The organism is Bradyrhizobium sp. 604_D8_N2_3, from assembly GCF_051810765.1.
Classification (GTDB): Bacteria; Pseudomonadota; Alphaproteobacteria; order Rhizobiales; family Xanthobacteraceae; genus Bradyrhizobium; species Bradyrhizobium barranii.
In genome coordinates, this window is the sequence record NZ_JBPWPM010000001.1 from 2,665,666 (window position 1) to 2,684,580 (window position 18,915).

Sequence of the window (18,915 nt, forward strand, 5' to 3'; positions counted from 1 at the left end):
ACGCCGTCAGGCTTAGGGGGAGCCCTTTCCGCGTTGGCGAGAGACAAGTTCCGGCCTTCTTGCTAGATTCGCCGGGATGAGCATCTCCCTCCACCCCGACACCCCGCAAGCCAGGACGGCGCCGAGCGCGGCCGCGGCTGGCGTCGTGCCCGGCGAGGCGGCGGGGCGCGGGATCAGGACCCGGCTTTTCACCAAATATGTCGCGCTCTTCGTGGCCGTCGTCGCCATTGCGCTGCTGGCCAACGGGCTGTTCGAGGTCTTCTTCTATTATCGCGAGCACAAGGCCGCGCTGATCCGGGTCCAGCATGAGCAGGCGGAGGCGGCGGCGGCCAAGATCGGCCAGTTCGTCAAGGAGATCGAGAGCCAGCTAGGCTGGACCACGCAGCTGCCCTGGTCGGCGGGCTCGATCGAGCAGCGCCGGTTCGACGCACAACGGCTGCTGCGCCAGGTGCCCGCGGTCACAGAGCTCGCCCAGGTGGATGCGACCGGCAAGGAGCGCTTGCGGGTCTCGCGGCTGGCCATGGACGCGATCGACAGCGGGATCGACCTGTCGGCCGACCCGAAGTTCACCGAGGCGGTCGCGCACAAGGTCTATTACGGCCCGGTCTATTTCCGCAGGGAGTCCGAGCCCTACATGACGCTCGCGCTGGCCGGCGCGCGCAAGGATGCCGGCGTCAGCATCGCGGAGGTCAATCTCAAGCTGATCTGGGACGTCGTGTCCCAGATCAAGGTCGGCGAACACGGGCACGCCTATGTGGTCGGCCCGGAGGGACGCCTGATCGCGCATCCCGACATCAGCCTGGTGCTGCGCAACACCGACATGTCGGGCCTCGCGCAGGTGCGCGCCGCGCAGGCTGGAGGCGGCACCCTGTCCGACGCGCTCCCCGAAGCGCGCAATATCCAGGGGCAGAAGGTGCTGACCACATCGGCCCCGATCGAGCCGCTGCATTGGACCATGCTCGTCGAGCTGCCGGTCGAGGAGGCCTATGCGGCGCTCTATGCTTCGCTGCAGCGGCTGGCGATCGTGTTGCTCGCAGCGTCGATCTTCGCGGTGCTCGCCGGGATTTTTCTCGCACGCCGCATGGTCGGACCGATCCAGGCCCTGCGCAGCGGCGCCGAGCGGATCGGCGGCGGCGATTTCTCGCAGCGCATCTCGATCAAGACCGGCGACGAGCTCGAAGGACTCGCCGACCAGTTCAACGACATGGGCGCGCGATTGCAGGAATCCTATGCGGATTTGGAAAACAAGGTCGAGCGGCGGACGGCTGAATTGTCCGAAACGCTCGAGCAACAGACGGCGACTTCTGAGGTGCTGGAGGTCATCAGTTCCTCTCCGGGCGAACTCGCTCCCGTGTTCTACAAAATGCTCGAAAATGCGACGCGGGTCTGTGGCGCAAGTTTCGGCGTCATGAATCTCTGGGACGGTGAAAGCTTCACGATTGCGGCGGATTACAATGTGCCGGCTGCGTTCGCTGCTTCGCGAAAAGATGTGGAAATCCGACCTCGTCCGAACAGCGCGCTCGCCGAGGTCGTCAGGACACGTGAGGTCGTCCACGTTCACGATGTGCGAAACACACCTGCCTATCTTGCTGGTGGGCCTGCCGTTCGCGCGATCTCAGACGTCGCCGGCGCCCGTACGATCGTCATCGTGCCGATGCTGAAGGAGAACGAGCTGATTGGCACGATCGCGGTCTATCGCAAGGAGGTCCGTCCGTTCGCCGACAAGCAGATCGCACTGGTTGAGAATTTCACCAAACAGGCTGTGATTGCGATCGAGAACGCTCGACTGCTCAAGCAGCTTCGTGAGCGTACCACGGAGCTGTCGCAGTCGCTCGACAATCTGCGTACCGCGCAGGATCGCCTGATCCAGACCGAGAAGCTCGCCTCCCTCGGCCAGCTCACGGCGGGGATCGCCCACGAGATCAAGAACCCGCTCAATTTCGTCAACAATTTCTCCTCGGTCTCGACCGAGCTGATCGATGAACTCAACCAGGCCCTGCAATCGGCTTCGCTCGACGGCAAGACGAAGGAGGAGGTCGACGAGCTGACCGGCATGCTCAAGAGCAATCTCGAGAAGGTGGTGCAGCACGGCAAGCGCGCCGATTCCATCGTCAGGAACATGCTGCTGCATTCGCGCGCGGGTTCCGGCGAGCATCGTCCCAGCGATATCAATGCCATCGTCGAGGAAAGCCTCAATCTCGCCTATCACGGCGCGCGCGCGGAACGGCCCGCCTTCAACGTCACGCTCGAGCGCGAGTTCGATCCCGGGGCCGGGATGGTCGATGTCTATCCGCAGGAGATCGCGCGCGTCTTGCTCAATTTGATCTCGAACGGCTTCTATGCTGCGGCCAAGCGCAAGGAGAGCGCGACGGACGGCTTCGAGCCCACCTTGAACGCGGCCACCAAAAACCTCGGCGACAAGGTCGAGATCCGGATCCGCGACAACGGCACAGGGATTCCGCCCGAGGTGAAGGCGAAACTGTTCAATCCGTTCTTCACCACCAAGCCGGCCGGCGAGGGCACCGGGCTTGGCCTGTCCATGAGTCATGACATCGTCGTGAAACAGCACGGCGGCACGATCGACGTGAACACCACACCCGGTGTATTCACCGAATTCATCATCACGTTGCCGCGCCAGATGGCGGCGGACGATACTCCCGGAGGCAAGAATTGAACGTTTACATCCTGGTCGTCGATGACGAGCCCGACGTCGAGGCGCTGTTCCGGCAGCAGTTCCGGCGTGACCTGCGCGCCGGACGCTTCCAGATGGAATTCGCGCCGTCCGCGTCCGATGCGCTCAGGCTCGCCTCCGAGGTGCGCGACCCCTCGTTGATCCTGATCCTGTCCGACATCAACATGCCCGGCATGAGCGGGCTCGACATGCTGCCCAAGGTGCGCGCCGAGCATCCGGACGTTCCCGTCATCATGATCACGGCCTATGGTGACGCCGAGACGCGCCGGAAGGCGATCGAGCGTGGCGCCATCGGGCTCCTCACCAAGCCGATCGATTTTGCGCTGCTGCGGCAGGAGATCGACACGAGGCTCGAGCAAGCCGCATGACTTCGACCATCCTCTTCGTCGATGACGAGCCAGACCTCGAGGCGCTGATCCTGCAAAAGTTTCGCAGGCAGATCCGCGACGGGCTCGTCGACATCATGTTTGCACGCGACGGCGTCGAGGCGCTGGAATCCCTCGAGCAGAACCCGCATGTCGACATGGTGGTCTCCGACATCAACATGCCGCGGATGGATGGGCTGTCGCTGCTGGCGAAGCTCCAGGAGGCCGAGGACAAGAAGTCGACCATCATCGTCTCGGCCTATGGCGACATGAGCAACATCCGCACCGCCATGAACCGCGGCGCGTTCGACTTCCTCACCAAACCGATCGACTTCGCCGACCTGGAAGCCACGATCGAGAAGACCATTCGCCATATCGAGATGCTGCGCGAGGTACGGCGCCGTCAGATGGAGGCGGAGCGGGCCCATGCCGCGCTATCGCGCCATTTCTCGCCCGAGCTCGCCAAGCGTCTGGTGGCTGGCGGCGAGGGTGAGGGGATCGAGGTGCAGTGGCGCGATGTCGCCACCATCTTCACCGATATCACCGGGTTCACCTCCCTGGTCGAGAGCGCGCCGCCCGAGACGCTGGGCGCGCTCCTCAACGAATATGTTGGCGGGATGACCGAAACCATCTTCGCGCATGAGGGGACGGTCGCAAAAATCATCGGCGATGCGATCCAGGTGCTCTTCAATGCGCCCGGCGATCAGCCGGACTATGCGACGCGTGCGGTCGCCTGCGCCCATGACCTCGATGCCTGGGCGCAGGATTTCTGCGCGCGCCAGAGGGCCGTGGGCGTGAACTTCGGCACCACCCGCATCGGCATTCACGCCGGGCCGGCTCTGGTCGGCAATTTCGGAGGCAACCGCTTCTTCGACTACACCGCGTATGGAGACACCATCAACATCGCGGCGCGACTGGAGGCCGCCAACAAGCATCTGGGAACACGCATCTGCGCCAGTGCCAGCGTCGCCAAGGCGGCCGAGCATTTTCAAGGCCGTCCCGTGGGTGATCTGATGCTGCGCGGACGCAGCGAACCGCTGCGCGCGTTCGAACCGTTGCTGCAGGAAAAATTCGAAGCGCCAAGGACGGCGCAATATTCCGAGGCTTTTGCCAAGATGGAAGCCGGCGACGTCGCGGCGATGCCGGCCTTTGCCGCGCTGGTCGGGATCCACGCCGACGATTCCCTGGCCGGCTTTCACCTGAAGCGCCTGCTCAACGGCGCCAAGGGTGTCCGCATGAAACTGGAATAGGAGTTCGACATGATTGGTGATTTCTCCGCCGGCAACTATCGTTTCATTCCGTCCGTGTTCCAGTATTCGGCGGGTGCCGCCGCTGACGACGGCTACGAGATCGAGCGGGTTCGGTTCGACCGCCTGGTGCCGCTGGCCGAGGGATTTGCGCTCGCGGCGAAGTATATCCAGGAAGCAGGCCGGCCGCTGACGGCGTTCTGTGCCTGCGAGTTGCGCTCACCGGCGGCCTTCAGCGAGGACGGCTTTCGCGCATTCAACCTGCACTATGTGAAGACGCTGTCCGAATGGGGCATCTTCGACGGCACCACCAATCCGGTGGCGCGCAGCAATGTCTGTCCGGAGATCGATCCGCCGTCCGAGCCGTCGTTCTATGCCTTCTCCTTCACGCGTCCGACGACATCGAAGGCGCCAAGTTTCGTGATCGCCGGTGGCGCCGAGACGCGCGAGGGCGGCGGGACCTATGTCGAGCGCACCGTGCGCTACCGCGACCTCAGTCCGGAGGGGCTGCGCGAAAAGGTGCGCTTCACCACCACGTCGCAGATGGAAAACCGGATGACGGCCTTCGGCTTCGGCTGGAAGGACACCACCGGCGTGCAGGCCTATTCCGTGCACGATTTCCACCACGCGCTGGTCGACGAACTGGTCCGCCGCGGCGCGTTGCGCTCCGGCCTGACCTGGCATTTTGCCCGTCCGCCAGTGGTCGATCTCGAATACGAGATGGATTGTCGCCGCGTGATGCGCGAGACCGTGATCTAGCGCTGACGCGGGTCGAGCGCGTCGCGCAGGCCGTCGCCGAGCAGGTTCAGCGACAGCACCACGAGGAAGATCGCAAGGCCCGGCCAGATCGCCATCCACGGCGCCTGGGTCAGGAAGCGCTGCGCCGCGTTGAGCATGCTGCCCCAGGACGGTGCGGGCGGCTGCTGGCCGAGGCCGAGGAACGACAGCGCGGCTTCGGCGATGATGGCGGCGGCGATCGACAGCGTCGCCTGCACCAATAGCGCGGGAAGGATGTTCGGCAGGATGTGCGAGAAGGCAATGCGCCACGGCGGATTGCCGAGCGCGCGCGCCGCCTCGACATAGTCTTCGGCCTTGACGCTCAAGACCTGCCCGCGCGTCAGACGGATGAAGATCGGCGTGGCCGAGATGCCGATTGCGATCATGGCATTGCCGAGGCTGGGACCGAGGAAGGCGGCCAGCGCAATCGCCAGGATCAGGAACGGGCAGGCCAACATTGCATCGGTGATCCGGCTGATCAGCGCGTCAACAAATCCGCCGCGATAGCCGGCGAGGAGGCCAAGAGGGACACCGATCCCGAGCGCGATCGCGACCGAGATCAGACCCGCCATCAGCGAGGCCCGCGCGCCGTAGATGACGCGGCTCAGGATGTCGCGGCCGAGATCGTCGGTGCCGAACCAGTGAGCGGCGGTGGGCGGCTTGCGCACCAGGCTCCAGCTCGTCGCAATGGGATCATAGGGCACGACCAGCGGCGCAAGGGCCGCAAGCAGGATGAAGGCCGTGATCACGACAAGCCCGAAGACCGCAGCCTTGCGCTTGAACAGGCGCCGCCGCGCACGGCGCGCCGGGCTGTCCAGCTCGTAGGCCTGGGAGGCGGGACTGGCTGGCAGTGCGGCGTCGGTCATCGTCTAACCTCGCAGCCGCGGATTGACGAGGACATAGGCGACGTCGGCAACGAGATTCAGTGTGATGTAGACTGTGGCCGTCACCAGCACCACGCCCTGCACCACCGCATAGTCACGGTTGAAGACGGCATCCACGATCAGCTTGCCGAAGCCGGGAATGGAGAAGATCTGCTCGGTCAGCACCGCGCCCGACAACAGCGTGCCGAGCTCGAGCGCACCGAGGGTGATGATCGGCGTGAGCGCGTTGCGCATCGCATGCTTGAGGATCACCGAGCGCTCGGAGAGACCTTTCGCGCGCGCGGTGCGGACATAGTCGCTCTCCAGAACCTGGAGCATGGCGCTGCGCGTGTGCCGCATCAGGACCGCCGAAATTGCGTTGCCGAGCACGAAGGCCGGCATGATGGTGGCTGCCAGGCTCGCGCGCCAGTCCTCGGTCAGCGGCACGTAGCCTGAGGCCGGCAGCCAGCCCAGGTGAATCGAGAACAGGAAGATCATGAGGATTCCGAGCCAGAAATTCGGCGTCGAGATACCCCACAGCGCGAACAGGTTGGCACCATAGTCCCAAACCGTGCCCTTCTTCACCGCGGAGATGATGCCGGCGGGAATGCCGATGAGGAACGCGATCAGGATCGCCATCGAGCCGAGCTGGAGCGTCACCGGCAGCTTCTGTGCGATCAGCTCGCGCACCGGCATCTTGTTGCGCAACGACTCGCCGAAATTGCCTGAGAGAACGCCCTTGAGCCAATAGACGTACTGCACGGGGATCGGCTGATCCAGCTTGTACTGCTGGCGGATCTGTTCGATCACGGCGGGATCGCGCTCCTCGCCGGCCATCACCAGCGCGGGATCGCCCGGCAGCAATTGCTGGAGCGAGAAGATCAGCACCGACACGAAGAACAGTGTCGGCACGATCTGCGCGATTCGGTGGGCGAGGAAGTTCAGCATGGCTCCACGCGCGTCCCAACCGCTGCCGTGATCACTTGAACTTCAATCCGACCACACGCACCAGCCCATCGGGCATCTGCCTGTAGCCGTCGAGCTTCTTCGTGTGCGCGATCAGCAGTGTGCGGTGGTAGATGTAGATGATCGGAAAATCGTCAAGCAGGATCTTGGTCAGCTTTTCGTAGATCGCCTTGCGCTCCTCGACGTCGGACGTCATGCGTCCATCTTCCATCAGCTTGTCGGCCTCGGGGTTCGAATACACGCCGTCGTTTTGCGGCGCCTTGCTGCGCATGAAGATGTAGGAATTGCCGTCGGGATCGATGCGGCCGCTCCAGTTGATCTGGAAGATCTGGAACTCGCCGGCTTGAGCCTGCTTGAAGGTCGTCGCGAATTCGACCGCGCGGATCTTGATGTCAAAACCCGCTTCCGCGGCCATGGACTGGACGACCTGGGCGACGGCTTCGTTCTCCGCGCCCTTGGGGATCATGTAATCCACCGTCACCGGCGTGGTGACGCCGGCTTCCTTCAGCAGCGCCTTGGCCTTCGCGATGTCGCGACCGCGAACCGGGAACGCTTTCTGGTAATAGGGATGCTTCGGGCTGACCCACTGATTTCCAGGCGTGAACTCGCCGTTGAAGACGACCTGGTTGAGCGCTTCGCGGTCGATCGAGAGATCGAGTGCCTGGCGGACCTTCGCCGACTGGCTCAGCGGCCCCTTGGTTTTGTCGTTTCCGATATTGACGGTCAGGCCGAGATAGCCGAGCTCCGGCGCGGTCGACAGCACGAGGCGGGAATCGGCGCGCACGTCCTTGATGTCGGTGGCGAGCACGCGCTCGATCAGATCGAGCCCGCCGGACTTGAGGTTGGCAAGGCGCACCGTCGCGTCGACAATCGGCAGGAACACGACGCGGTCGATATGGATGTTGTCCTTGTTCCAGTAGTCGGCAAACTTCTCGAACACCATGCGGTCCTGCTGGACGCGCTCGACGAATTTGTAGGGACCGGCGCAGACCGGATGCAGGCCGAACTTGTCGCCGGCTTCCTTCGCCGCCTTCGGCGAGACCATCATGCCGGAGCGGTCGGTGAGCTGGGCGATCAGCGGCGAGTAGGGCGTCTTCAGCACCAGCTTGATGGTCAGCGGATCGACCACCTCGACATGGTCGACGCTGGCAAGCTCGGACTTCCGGAACGAGGTCGGCAGCGTCATGTGACGCTCGATCGAGAATTTTGCGGCTTCGGCGTCCAGCGGCTCGCCGTCGTGGAATTTGACGTTGGGCCGGAGCTTGATCGTCATCTCCTTGCCGTCGGCCGAGGTCTCGTAGGACAGCGCGAGCTGCGGCACGATGTTGAGCTTCTCGTCGATGTCGAACAGCTTGTCGCAGAAGGCGGAGAAGACGATGCGGCCGACATAGGTGCGGCCGATGCTGGGATCGAGGATGTCGGGGTCTTCGGCGATGCCGATGCGAAGCGTGGTCTGAGCCTGGGCTGCGCCCGCGAGCGACGTCAGCACAGCCGACGCCAGGATTGTCAAACGCATGAAACTCATCGCTCTCAACCTCTGTTTTGCGGCTATGCCGGGTCCGTTCCCAATGAACTAACCCCGCTGCCGCGGACTGCTTCCGGGCCGCCGCTGAAGGCGGCGACCAATTTTTCAAGGACCGGCGAAAAGCCGCCGTCGGACGGGACGATCGCCGCGGAGGACGGCAGTTCCGACGTTCGGTGACAGGCCGTTGCATGTCCGATGCCATCCGGCACCAGCTGCGGCATTTCACTGCGGCAGCGGTCGACGACGTAGGGGCAGCGGGTGTGGAAGCGGCATCCCGGCGGCGGGTTGAGCGCGCTCGGGATCTCTCCCTGCAGCACAATCCGGCTGCGCTTTGCCCGCGGTTTAGGCATGGGGATCGCGGACAGCAGCGCACGGCTGTAGGGATGGCGGGGTGCCGCGAACAGGGCGTCCGCCTCGGCAGTCTCGACGATCTGGCCGAGATTCATCACGGCGACATGGTCGGCGATGTGCTTGACCACAGCCAGATCGTGCGAGACGAAGATGTAGGCCAGCCCAAGCCGGTCCTGCAGCTCGCGCAGGAGGTTGAGGATCTGCGAGCGGATCGAGACGTCCAGCGCCGAGACCGGCTCATCGCAGATGATCAGTTTTGGTTCGACCGCGAGCGCGCGGGCGATGGCGATGCGCTGGCGCTGGCCGCCGGAGAATTCGTGCGGATAACGCCGCTCGAGCCGCGGCTCGAGGCCGACCAGTCGCAGGATTTCCGCGACGCGCTCGCGCCGTTGCGCCGGCGGTACCAGATCGTGCAGCGCCAGCGGCTCGGCGAGAATCTGGCCGACCGTCATGCGCGGATTGAGCGAGGCGTAGGGGTCCTGGAAGATGATCTGTGCTTCGCGGCGGAAGGCGCGGAGCGCCCCGGCGTCCAGCGAGAGCAGGTCACGGCCGGCGAAACGCACCGTGCCTGCATCCGGCTCGATCAGCCGCAGCACCAGGCGACTGACGGTGGATTTGCCGCAACCGGATTCGCCGACCAGGGCCAGCGTCTTGCCGGCGTCGAGAGAGAAGCTGACGCCATCGACCGCTTTGACATGCCCCAGTGCCCGGCCGAACAGCGAGCGCCCGGCGACAAAATGCTTGACCAGGCCTTCGACCTCGAGAAGCGCCATCACGACACCAGAAGTTCGAGCGGCGCGCGGATGCAGCGCGAGAGGTGGCCGGGGCTGACTTCGACCAGCGGTGGCGGCGCCTTGGTGCAGGCGTCCAGCACGAAGGGGCAGCGCGCGGCGAAACGGCAGCCAGCGGGTGGCTGCGCCATGTTCGGCACCATGCCCTCGATCGTGGCCAGTTGCTCGGCGCGATGATCGAGCCGCGGGATCGAGCCCAGCAGGCCGACGGTGTAGGGATGCTGCGGCATGGCGAACAGCTCGTCGACCGGCGCGCGCTCGACGATCTCGCCGGCATACATCACCGCGACCTCGTCGCAGACTTCGGCGACGACACCGAGATCGTGGGTGATCAGGATGATAGCGGCGCCGCTCGCCGCCTTCAGTTCGCGCATCAGCTCCAAAATCTGCGCCTGCAGGGTGACGTCGAGCGCGGTGGTCGGCTCGTCTGCGATCAGCAGCCGCGGGTCGCAGGCCAGCGCCATCGCGATCATCACGCGCTGGCGCATGCCGCCGGAGAGCTTGTGCGGATATTCGTCGATCCGCCGCTCGGGCGAGGGGATGTGAACGCGCCGCAGCAGCTCGATGGCCCGCTCGCGCGCGCTGCGCCGGGAGCCGCCGCGATGGCGCAGAATGGTCTCGATGATCTGGTCGCCGATGGTGAAGCTCGGGTTGAGCGACGTCATCGGCTCCTGAAAAATCATCGCCAGCCGGTTGCCGCGGAGGTCGCGCAGCGTCTGGTCAGGAGTCTTCAGCAGGTCGAAGCCGTCGAAGCGGATTACGCCGGAGATCTCCGCGCTTTGCTTCGGCAAAAGCCCCATGATCGCCAGCGACGTCACGCTCTTGCCGCAACCGGATTCGCCGACGAGGCCGAGCGTCGCGCCATTGGCGACGCTGAGATCGACGCTGTCGACGGCGTGGGTCACGCGGCCGTCGTCGCCGTGGAAGCGGATGCGCAGATCCTTGATCTCGATGAGAGGACTTGCGCTCATGATTGCCTTGCTCGGCTCGCAGCAATGCTGGCGTCGATGACGCTGCGATCGGTGTTGCCTGCCGGGTTCTGCCGCGTCGGCATGGAAGAGCGGAAATGCACCCAGAGTTCCTGACTGACGCGCTCCAGCCGTTCGAGTTCGCCCAGCGGATCGAGATGATCGTCGGCGCGAATGTCCAGCGCCGGCCATTCCTCCTCGCCGTGGATCAGGAGCGCAGCGGATTGCTTGCCGCGCTTGTCGCCGCCGGCGGCCTCGCCCGCGCGCATGGCGGCGAGCAGGCGGCGCGGGAAGGGCAGGCTGTCATTGGCGATATAGGTCTTCGCGGTCTCGTCGAGCACGTCGGCGCCGGCAAGCATGTTGCCGGCGATCGAGAAGCCGCTGCCGGCGATGTGCCCGCACCAGTCGACGCAGTCGCGCCCGGTATGCGCGGCGATCGCGCCGCTGGCGTCCATGATGTGGATCTGGCGGCTCTCGCGGCCGTCGTCGGTCGCGAGCTGGGTGGCGAGAACGTTATGCGCATTCAGGCCCTCGCGCAGCAGCTTGACGCCGTCGATGCCGTAATAGGGATTGACGAAGGCCTGGGTCGCGATGGCGCCGAGACCGGCCGCGATGTAGGGCACGCGCGCTCCGACGGCGAAGAAGCGGGTAGCTACAGCGATGCCGAACTGGCCGGTGGCAGGGTCTCGCGCGATGATCGACCAGGTCATGTGCTGCCTTCAGCGCCCTGCGGCGTAGCCCTGCATGCCACGCGGGTTGGCGGCGGCGCGGCGGCGCACCCCGACGCGCGAGGCCGCGGTGAGGCGACCTTCCGACCAGTCGGGGCCGACCTCGACAATGTGTCCGCGCTCGCGAAGGTTCTCGATCGTCGCCTTCGGCACGCGGTTCTCGACCACGAGCACGCCGGGGCGCGCGGTGCGCGGCCAGAACGAGATCGGGAAGTGCTCGGAGTGCCAGGCCGGCGCGTCGATCGCTTCCTGCAGATTGAGGTTGCAATGGACGTGCCGCAGGAAAAACTGCGTGATCCACTGATCCTGCTGGTCGCCGCCGGGCGAGCCCCAGGCCAGATACGGCTCGCCGTCGCGTAGCGCCATGGTCGGCGACAGCGTCGTGCGCGGCCGCTTGCCCGGCGCAAGCGCGGCGGGATGGTCTTCCTCCAGCCAGAACATCTGCGCGCGGCTGCCGAGGCAGAAGCCGAGCTCCGGAATGATCGGCGAGGATTGCAGCCAGCCGCCCGATGGCGTCGAGGACACCATGTTGCCGGCCTTGTCGATGATGTCGAAATGCACGGTGTCGCCGCGCACCTCGCCGAAGCGCCCGACTGTCGGCTCGCCCGCGCCAAGCGCGCCGACCGCCTCACGCTGCCCCTCGGCGCGGCGCAGCTTGACCACGCCGCCAAAACCTTCGACCGAACCGGGGAGGAAGTCGAGCGATGCCTTCTCTGAGATCAGTTTGCGACGTTCGTCGTTATAGGCATCCGACAGCAGCGTCGCGATCGGGATCTCGCTGAATTTGGGATCGCCGTAGAATTTTTCGCGGTCGGCAAACGCGAGCTTGGCGCATTCGATCTGGAGGTGGATGAATTCCGGCCCGGTCGGATCTAGCCCGTCGAGCGCAAAGCCCTTGAGCAGCGCGAGCTGCTGGAGCGTCACCGGACCCTGGCTCCAGACGCCTGCCTTGCAGACGGTGTAGCGGCCATAGTCGTAGGTCAGCGGTGCCTCGATCGTCGGCTGCCAGCGCGCCATGTCGTCGGCCGAGAGCACGCCGCGATGCGGCGAGCCGCTGACATCCATCACTTCCTGGGTGCGGCAGAACTTGTCGATGGCTTCCGCAACGAAACCTTGCGACCAGGCCTTTCGCGCGCGCTCGATCTCGGCGTCGCGGTCACCGCCGCCGCTCTCGGCTTCGCTGAGAATGCGGGCGTAGGTCGCAGCCAGCGTCTTGTTGGTGAAGAGCGTGCCGGGCCTCGGCACTTCGCCATTGGGCAGATAGACCGCCGCCGAGGTCGGCCAATGCTTGCGGAACAGTTGCTCGACGGTCTGGATCGTGGCGCAGGCGCGCTCGACCAGCGGATAGCCGTCGCGCGCGTAGGAGATGGCCGGCTCCAGCACGTCGCGCACGCGCATCGTGCCGTAGTCGCGCAGCAGCATCATCCAGGATTCGAACGTGCCGGGGACGCAGGCCGCGAGCAGGCCGGTGCCCGGCACCATGTCGAGGCCTTCGCTCTTGTAATGCGCGATGGTGGCGCGCGCCGGCGCCGGGCCCTGGCCGCAGATCACCTCGGTGCGTGCGCGTTTGACGTCATGCACGATGATGGGCACGTCTCCGCCGGGGCCGTTCAAATGCGGTTCGACGATCTGGAGCGTGAACGCTGTGGCGACGCCGGCGTCGAAGGCATTGCCGCCCTTTTCCAGGATGGCCATGCCGACCGCGGTCGCGATCCAGTGTGTGGTGGCGACGACCCCGAATGTGCCCTCGATCTCGGGGCGCGTCGTGAAGGGATCGGGATTGACGTTGCTGGCCATGGGATTTCGCTACCTTATTTGTCGCGCGCGCAATTGATCACAGGCAATGCCGTGCCGCCAATGCGCAGGCCGCATGGCACGCGCGCGTCACGCCGGGACCGGCGCGGTGTTCACCGCATGGCAGGCGACGCCGGCGATCAGTTCCGGGGCTTCCTTGCGGCAGAGATCGAACGCCAGCGGGCAGCGCGGATTGAAGGCGCAGCCGGGCGGCGGATTGATCGGATTCGGGATCTCGCCCTTCACTGGAATACGCTGGCGGCCCGACATTGCGAGATCGGGCACGGCGCCCAGCAGCATCTTGGTGTAGGGCATGCGCGGTCGGGCGAACAGCTCGCGTCCCTCCGCGATCTCGACGATGCGGCCGAGATACATCACGCCGACGCGGCTCGCCATGTGGCGGACCACGGCGAGGTTGTGGCTGATGAACATGTAGGTCAGGCCGAACTTGTCCTGGAGGTCGCGCATCAGGTTCAGGATCTGCGCCTGCACGGAGACGTCGAGCGCCGAGGTCGGCTCGTCGCAAACGATGAACTCCGCATCGGAGGCGAGCGCTCGCGCGATCGCGATGCGCTGGCGCTGGCCGCCGGAGAATTCGTGTGGAAATTTCAACCGGTCGTCGGGATGCAGCCCGACAAGGCTGAGCAGTTCGCCGACGCGCGCCTGGATGTCGCGCTCGCCCTGGATCAGGTCGAAGGCGCGGATCGGCTCGGAGATGATGGCATCGACCCGGAAGCGCGGGTTCAGGCTCGCATAGGGGTCTTGAAAGATCATCTGGATGCGGCGGCGCAGTTTTCGCCGCGCCTGCGCCTGCCGTGGATCGGTCATCGAGATGCCGTCGATCAGCACGTTGCCGGAACTCGGCGGCAACAGGCCGACGACCATCCGCGCCACCGTGGTCTTGCCCGAGCCGGACTCGCCGACCAGAGCAAAGGTCTCGCCCTTCCTGATGTCGAAGCTAACGTGATCGACAGCCTTGAGATATTCGAGATGCCCGCCTTCGAGCACGCGGTTGAGCCAGGGTTTTGAGACGTCGAAGACGCGGCGCAGATTTGTGGCCTGGACGAAGGGCGTGCTCATGCCGCGCTCTCCGCAGGCACGGTGTCGTAGAGATGGCAGGCAACGGACTGTGTGCCGCGCGATAGTGGCTCCGGCCGTTCAACCCGGCAACGATCGAAGGCGAAGGCGCAGCGCGGATTGAACGAGCAGCCGCGCGGGATCGCCGACAGGCGCGGCATGGAGCCGGGGATCTGCACCAGGCGCTTGTCGTCCCCGGCAAGCGTCGGGATCGCGCCCATCAGGCCCTTGGCGTAAGGGTGCAGCGGATTCCTGACGACGTCCTGTACCGGGCCGATCTCGGCGACGCGGCCGGCATACATCACCGCGACGCGGTCGGAGGTCTCCGCGATCACGCCCATGTCGTGCGTCACCAGCATCACGGCGGTGCCGTGGTCGCGGCCGAGCCGCTTGATCAGCGAGATGATCTGCGCCTGCACGGAGACGTCGAGCGCGGTGGTTGGCTCGTCCGCGATGATCAACTCGGGCTCGGCGCAGATCGCCAGCGCAATCACAACGCGCTGGCGCATGCCGCCGGAGAATTCGTGGGGATAGCCGTCGATGCGCTTTTCCGGCGCGGGAATACCGACCTCGGCGAGCAGGTCGATGGCGCGGCGGCGGGCGGCCGTCTCGGACAGGTTCAGGTGGGTTTTGATCGTCTCGATGATCTGGTCGCCGACGCGGTACAGCGGATTGAGCGAGGTGAGGGGATCCTGGAAGATCATGCCGATCCGTTTTCCCCGGATGCGGCGTATCTGCTCGGCGGGCAAATTGTCGATGCGCTGGCCGGCGAGACGAATCTCGCCGCCGGCGATGCGACCGGGCGGATCGATCAGGCCGATCACCGCCAGGCCGGTGACGGACTTGCCGGCGCCGGATTCGCCGACCACGCCGAGCACCTCGCCCTTGGCGATGTCGAACGAGACGCCGTCGATCGCGCGCAGCGTGCCGCGGCGAGAGGCGAACTCGACCTGAAGATTGCGCACGGAGAGAACGGGTTCGGTCATGGGCGAGGCGTTTTCATCGAAGCTTTGCTCATCGAAGTTTCGGGTTGAGCGCGTCGCGCAGCCAGTCGCCGAGCAGGTTGATCGACAGGATCAGCGCGGCGAGCGCAAGCCCGGGGAAGGCGACGATCCACCATTCGCCCGCGAACAGATAGTTGTTGCCGATGCGGATCAGCGTCCCGAGCGACGGCATGGTGTCGGGCAGGCCGACACCGAGGAAGGACAGGGTCGCCTCGGTGATGATGGCAAGCGCGAGGTTGATGGTGGCGATGACCAGGATCGGTCCCATCGTGTTGGGCAGTACGTGTCGCAGCATGATCTTTGGCGCGGGCAGGCCGATCAGCTGCGCTGCGGCCACGTAATCCTTGTTCTTCTCGACCATCACGGAACCGCGCACCGTCCGGGCATATCCGACCCAGAAACTAAGCCCGATCGAGATCACCAGCACCACCAGCATGCTGTTGGCATCCAGCCGGTTGCCGAGGATCGATTTCGCGATGCCGTTGATCAGCAGCGCGATCAGAATGGCGGGGAAGGTCAGCTGCACGTCGGCGATCCGCATGATCACGCCGTCGACCGCGCCCCCGAAATAGCCGGCGGTCAGGCCGAGTGCGATTCCGAGCGCGCCGGCGAAGACCACGCCGGCGACGCCGACGGCGAGCGAGATGCGCAAGCCATAGAGGATGGCGGAGAACACGTCGCGGCCCTGCTCGTCGGTGCCGAGCAGGAACGGGCTCTGGCCGTCGGCGGTCCAGAGCGGTGAGATCCGCGAGTTCATCAATTGCAGCTGCGCCGGATCGAACGGGTTCTGCACCGCGAGTGCCGATGCAAAGATCGCGAGCAGGAAGAACAGCACGGTAATGGCCGCCGCCACCATGGTCAGCTTGGAGCGGCGGAACGAATAGAAAATGTCGCTGTCGAGCGCGCGGCTGAGCCAGCTGCGGGCGGCATGCGTCGGCAGCGTGCTCTGCTTGTCGGAATTTGAGGCGACTACGTCGGACATGGAGGCTGCCTCATGCGGCGCGGCCGATGGTCGAGCGCAGGCGCGGATCGACCACGGTGTAGAGGATGTCGACCACCAGATTGATGGTGACGAAAATCAGAGAGACCATCAGCAGGTAGGCGGCCATAATCGGGATATCGACGTTTTGCACGGCCTGCACGAACAGAAGTCCCATGCCGGGCCATTGGAATACGGTTTCGGTGATGATCGAAAATGCAATAACCGAGCCAAACTGTAGTCCGGCCACCGTGATGACGGGAATGAGCGTGTTCTTCAGTGCGTGGCCGAAATGGATGGCACGGGTGGTCAGCCCGCGGGCCCGAGCGAAGCGAATATAGTCGGTCCGAAGCACTTCCAGCATTTCCGCGCGCACCAGCCGCATGATCAGGGTCATCTGGAACAGGCCGAGCGTGATCGAGGGCATGATCAGCGCCTTCAGGCCCGACAGCGTGAGCAGCCCCGTCGTCCACCAGCCGAGCTTGACCACCTCGCCGCGACCGAACGAGGGCAACCAGCCCAATGTCACCGCGAACAGATAGATCAGGAGAATGCCGATCAGGAAAGTCGGCAACGAGATGCCGATCAGCGAAACCGCCTGGAATAATTTGGCGAGCACGGTGTCGCGTTTGAGCGCCGAATAGACGCCCATCAGGATGCCGAACACCATTGCGAATACGGTCGCGCAGATCGCCAGTTCCAGCGTCGCGGGCATGCGCTCCATCAACAGCGTAGAGACCGGCTGACGGAACTGATAGGAGACGCCGAATTTGAACTGCGCGGCGTTGCCGAAATAGCGGACGAACTGCACCGGCACGGGATCATCGAGGCCGAGCGATTTGCGCACGGCTTCGCGTTCGGCCGCCGACGTATCGATCGAGACGATCTGGTTGACCGGGTCGCCGGCGAAGCGGAACATCGAGAACGCGATGATGCCGACGGCGAACATGACGCCGATGGCCTGAAGGGCGCGGCGAAGAGTGAAAGCGAGCATGCCTTCCACTATCCTTGGGTGTGCGTTTGGCTGACGTCTTTGTCAGCCGGAAAAGGAAAGGTCCCGGAAGCCTGACGCTGCCGGGACCTCGTGTTCAACTGTCGCTATTCCTTCTTGGTCGCCCAGTGGAACATGACCAGATTGTCGGCGCGCTGCGGCAGGTTGACCTTCTTTGATACGCCCCAGGCCAGCGCCTGCTGGTGCAGCGGGATGTAGGACCAGTCCTTGTTGCCGATTTCGTAGGCCTGCTTGATCAGCTGGTTGCGCTTGGCGGTGTCGGTTTCGACCAGCACCTTGTCGGTGATGGCGTCGAACTCCTTGTTGCAGTAACCGCCGAGATTGGCTTCGCCGCGCGAGGATTTGGCATCGTCGCGGCAGCCCATGATGTCAAAGAGCACGTTGTGGGAATCCATCGTGCTCGGCGTCCAGCCCAGCATGTAGAACGAGGTCTGGTAGCCGCCTTGCTTCAACACCTTGGCGAAGTATTGCGCCTTGGGCTGCGCCAGCAGATTGATCTTGACGCCGATGCGGGCGAGCATGCCGACGACGGCCTGGCAGATCGCGGCGTCGTTGACGTAGCGATCGTTCGGGCAATCCATGGTGACCTCGAAGCCGTCGGGGTAGCCGGCCTCGGTCAGGAGCTTCTTGGCGCCTTCAGGGTCGAATTTCGGCCGGGTGAACTCCTTGGACAGCAGGAACAATTCCGGAGCGATCATCAACGCCGACGGCGTCGACAGCCCGCGCATCACGCGCGTCTTGATCAGCTCGATGTCGATCGCCTTGTAGAAGGCCTCGCGGACGCGGATGTCCTTGAATGGGTTCTTGCCCTTGATGCTGGAGTAGAGCAACTCGTCGCGGACTTGATCGAAGCCGATGAAGATGGTGCGCAGCTCCGCCCCCTTCAGCACCTGGGCGTTCGGGCTCGAATCGACGCGGGAGATGTCCTGGATCGGCACCGGCTCGATGACGTCGACTTCGCCCGACAGCAGCGCGGCGACGCGGGTGGCGTCGGAGGCGATCGGGGTGAAGATGATCTCCTTCAGGTTACCTTCGACCTTGCCCCAGTAATTGGGATTGGCCTTGAACACCGTCTTCACGCCGGGCTGGTGGCTCTCGATGATGAAGGGACCGGTGCCGTTTTCGTGGAGCGAGGCGTAGCTCGGCGTGGTCGCCGCCACCGGCGTCGGGTCGACGACGTTGTTCTCCTCGGCCCATTTCTTGTCCATGATGTACCAGACATCCCACGCGTTATGCAGGATGGGATTGGGCGAGGGCAGGACGAAATCGACGGTGTAGTCGTCGACCTTGATCACCTTGACGTCCGGAGCAAGGCGGGTCTGCATGTTGGACCCCTTCTTGCGGACGCGATCGGCCGAGAACAGCACGTCGTCGGCGGTGAAGGGATCGCCGTTGTGGAATTTCACGCCTTTGCGCAAATGGAAGCGCCAGCGGGTCGGCTCCGGGGTTTCCCAGCTTTCCGCCAGCGCCGGAATGATCTTGAGGTCCTTGTCGCGCGCGGTGAGGCCTTGATAGACGTGACCGAGATGGGCGTGAGTGGTGCTCTCGTTGAGGGTATAGGGATCTAGCGACTTCAGGTCACCCTGGTTGGCATAACGTAGCGTCTGGCTCGACGCCGACGAGACCGTCAACGCAAACGTACCGGCGAGCGTCGCCGCAAACAGAGTTCGACCGACTGACATTCTTGACCCTCTCCACTCTGCCGCGCCGTGATTTTTGATTGTTCGGCGGGCGTCCCAATCCATGTTGCCCAGAGTCCACGACCCGTGCAAGCGC

The 18,915-nt window shown here is 64.6% G+C and carries 16 protein-coding genes; 4 read left to right on the plus strand and 12 right to left on the minus strand.

Features of this window, described 5'->3' with window-relative positions:
* The first annotated feature begins 76 nt into the window (after positions 1-76).
* From AB7245_RS12475 to cnbZ, 4 genes are read left to right on the plus strand one after another with little or no spacing between them, the layout of a single operon-like run.
* Positions 77-2,674, plus strand: a complete 2,598-nt coding sequence (locus AB7245_RS12475) for a sensor histidine kinase (RefSeq protein WP_085404397.1) — start codon at positions 77-79, stop codon at positions 2,672-2,674.
* The gene (locus AB7245_RS12480; RefSeq protein ID WP_014496960.1) at positions 2,671-3,060 is read left to right on the plus strand and encodes a response regulator; all 390 of its coding nucleotides are present in this window, start codon (positions 2,671-2,673) and stop codon (positions 3,058-3,060) included. Before AB7245_RS12475 ends, AB7245_RS12480 begins: the two co-directional genes overlap by 4 nt.
* Positions 3,057-4,307, plus strand: coding sequence for an adenylate/guanylate cyclase domain-containing protein (locus tag AB7245_RS12485; protein ID WP_085404396.1), 1,251 nt, complete (start codon positions 3,057-3,059; stop codon positions 4,305-4,307). Before AB7245_RS12480 ends, AB7245_RS12485 begins: the two co-directional genes overlap by 4 nt.
* A gap of 9 nt (positions 4,308-4,316) precedes the next feature.
* Positions 4,317-5,063: a 2-amino-5-chloromuconate deaminase CnbZ gene (gene cnbZ / locus AB7245_RS12490; RefSeq protein ID WP_085404395.1), complete on the plus strand. Its 747-nt coding sequence runs from the start codon at positions 4,317-4,319 to the stop codon at positions 5,061-5,063.
* Here the strand turns inward: cnbZ and AB7245_RS12495 are convergent.
* The 12 genes from AB7245_RS12495 to AB7245_RS12550 all read right to left on the minus strand — a co-directional run bounded on the left by AB7245_RS12495 (position 5,060) and on the right by AB7245_RS12550 (position 18,821).
* Positions 5,060-5,947, minus strand: coding sequence for an ABC transporter permease (locus AB7245_RS12495; RefSeq protein WP_085404394.1), 888 nt, complete (start codon positions 5,945-5,947; stop codon positions 5,060-5,062). The genes cnbZ and AB7245_RS12495 overlap by 4 nt on opposite strands.
* 3 nt (positions 5,948-5,950) lie before the next feature.
* On the minus strand, positions 5,951-6,892 hold the full coding sequence (locus AB7245_RS12500; protein ID WP_071915894.1) for an ABC transporter permease: 942 nt from the start codon (positions 6,890-6,892) through the stop codon (positions 5,951-5,953).
* A 31-nt stretch (positions 6,893-6,923) separates the two neighbouring features.
* Complete coding sequence (locus AB7245_RS12505) at positions 6,924-8,435, minus strand: ABC transporter substrate-binding protein (protein ID WP_085404393.1); 1,512 nt, start codon at positions 8,433-8,435, stop codon at positions 6,924-6,926.
* A gap of 23 nt (positions 8,436-8,458) precedes the next feature.
* Positions 8,459-9,559: an ABC transporter ATP-binding protein gene (locus AB7245_RS12510; RefSeq protein WP_085404392.1), complete on the minus strand. Its 1,101-nt coding sequence runs from the start codon at positions 9,557-9,559 to the stop codon at positions 8,459-8,461.
* Entirely contained in the window at positions 9,559-10,548 is a 990-nt protein-coding gene (locus AB7245_RS12515; protein WP_135215964.1) for an ABC transporter ATP-binding protein, read from the minus strand. The genes AB7245_RS12510 and AB7245_RS12515 overlap by 1 nt, the downstream gene beginning before the upstream one ends.
* Positions 10,545-11,255 carry a DUF1028 domain-containing protein gene (locus tag AB7245_RS12520; RefSeq protein ID WP_085404390.1) on the minus strand — a complete coding sequence of 237 codons (711 nt, stop codon included), beginning with the start codon at positions 11,253-11,255 and terminating at the stop codon, positions 10,545-10,547. The genes AB7245_RS12515 and AB7245_RS12520 overlap by 4 nt, the downstream gene beginning before the upstream one ends.
* A 9-nt stretch (positions 11,256-11,264) precedes the next feature.
* Positions 11,265-13,070 carry a gamma-glutamyltransferase family protein gene (locus tag AB7245_RS12525; protein ID WP_085404389.1) on the minus strand — a complete coding sequence of 602 codons (1,806 nt, stop codon included), beginning with the start codon at positions 13,068-13,070 and terminating at the stop codon, positions 11,265-11,267.
* Positions 13,071-13,157: 87 nt separating this feature from the next.
* Positions 13,158-14,147 (minus strand): ABC transporter ATP-binding protein, encoded by a 990-nt coding sequence (locus tag AB7245_RS12530; RefSeq protein ID WP_085404388.1) that lies wholly within the window; start codon positions 14,145-14,147, stop codon positions 13,158-13,160.
* Positions 14,144-15,130 carry an ABC transporter ATP-binding protein gene (locus AB7245_RS12535; RefSeq protein ID WP_085404387.1) on the minus strand — a complete coding sequence of 329 codons (987 nt, stop codon included), beginning with the start codon at positions 15,128-15,130 and terminating at the stop codon, positions 14,144-14,146. The genes AB7245_RS12530 and AB7245_RS12535 overlap by 4 nt, the downstream gene beginning before the upstream one ends.
* 28 nt (positions 15,131-15,158) lie before the next feature.
* Positions 15,159-16,130 carry an ABC transporter permease gene (locus AB7245_RS12540; protein WP_085404386.1) on the minus strand — a complete coding sequence of 324 codons (972 nt, stop codon included), beginning with the start codon at positions 16,128-16,130 and terminating at the stop codon, positions 15,159-15,161.
* A 10-nt stretch (positions 16,131-16,140) separates the two neighbouring features.
* Positions 16,141-17,121 carry an ABC transporter permease gene (locus AB7245_RS12545; protein ID WP_063984746.1) on the minus strand — a complete coding sequence of 327 codons (981 nt, stop codon included), beginning with the start codon at positions 17,119-17,121 and terminating at the stop codon, positions 16,141-16,143.
* 104 nt (positions 17,122-17,225) lie between these two features.
* A complete protein-coding gene (locus AB7245_RS12550; RefSeq protein WP_085404385.1) occupies positions 17,226-18,821 on the minus strand; it encodes an ABC transporter substrate-binding protein in 1,596 nt (531 codons plus the stop codon).
* Positions 18,822-18,915 lie beyond the last annotated feature (94 nt).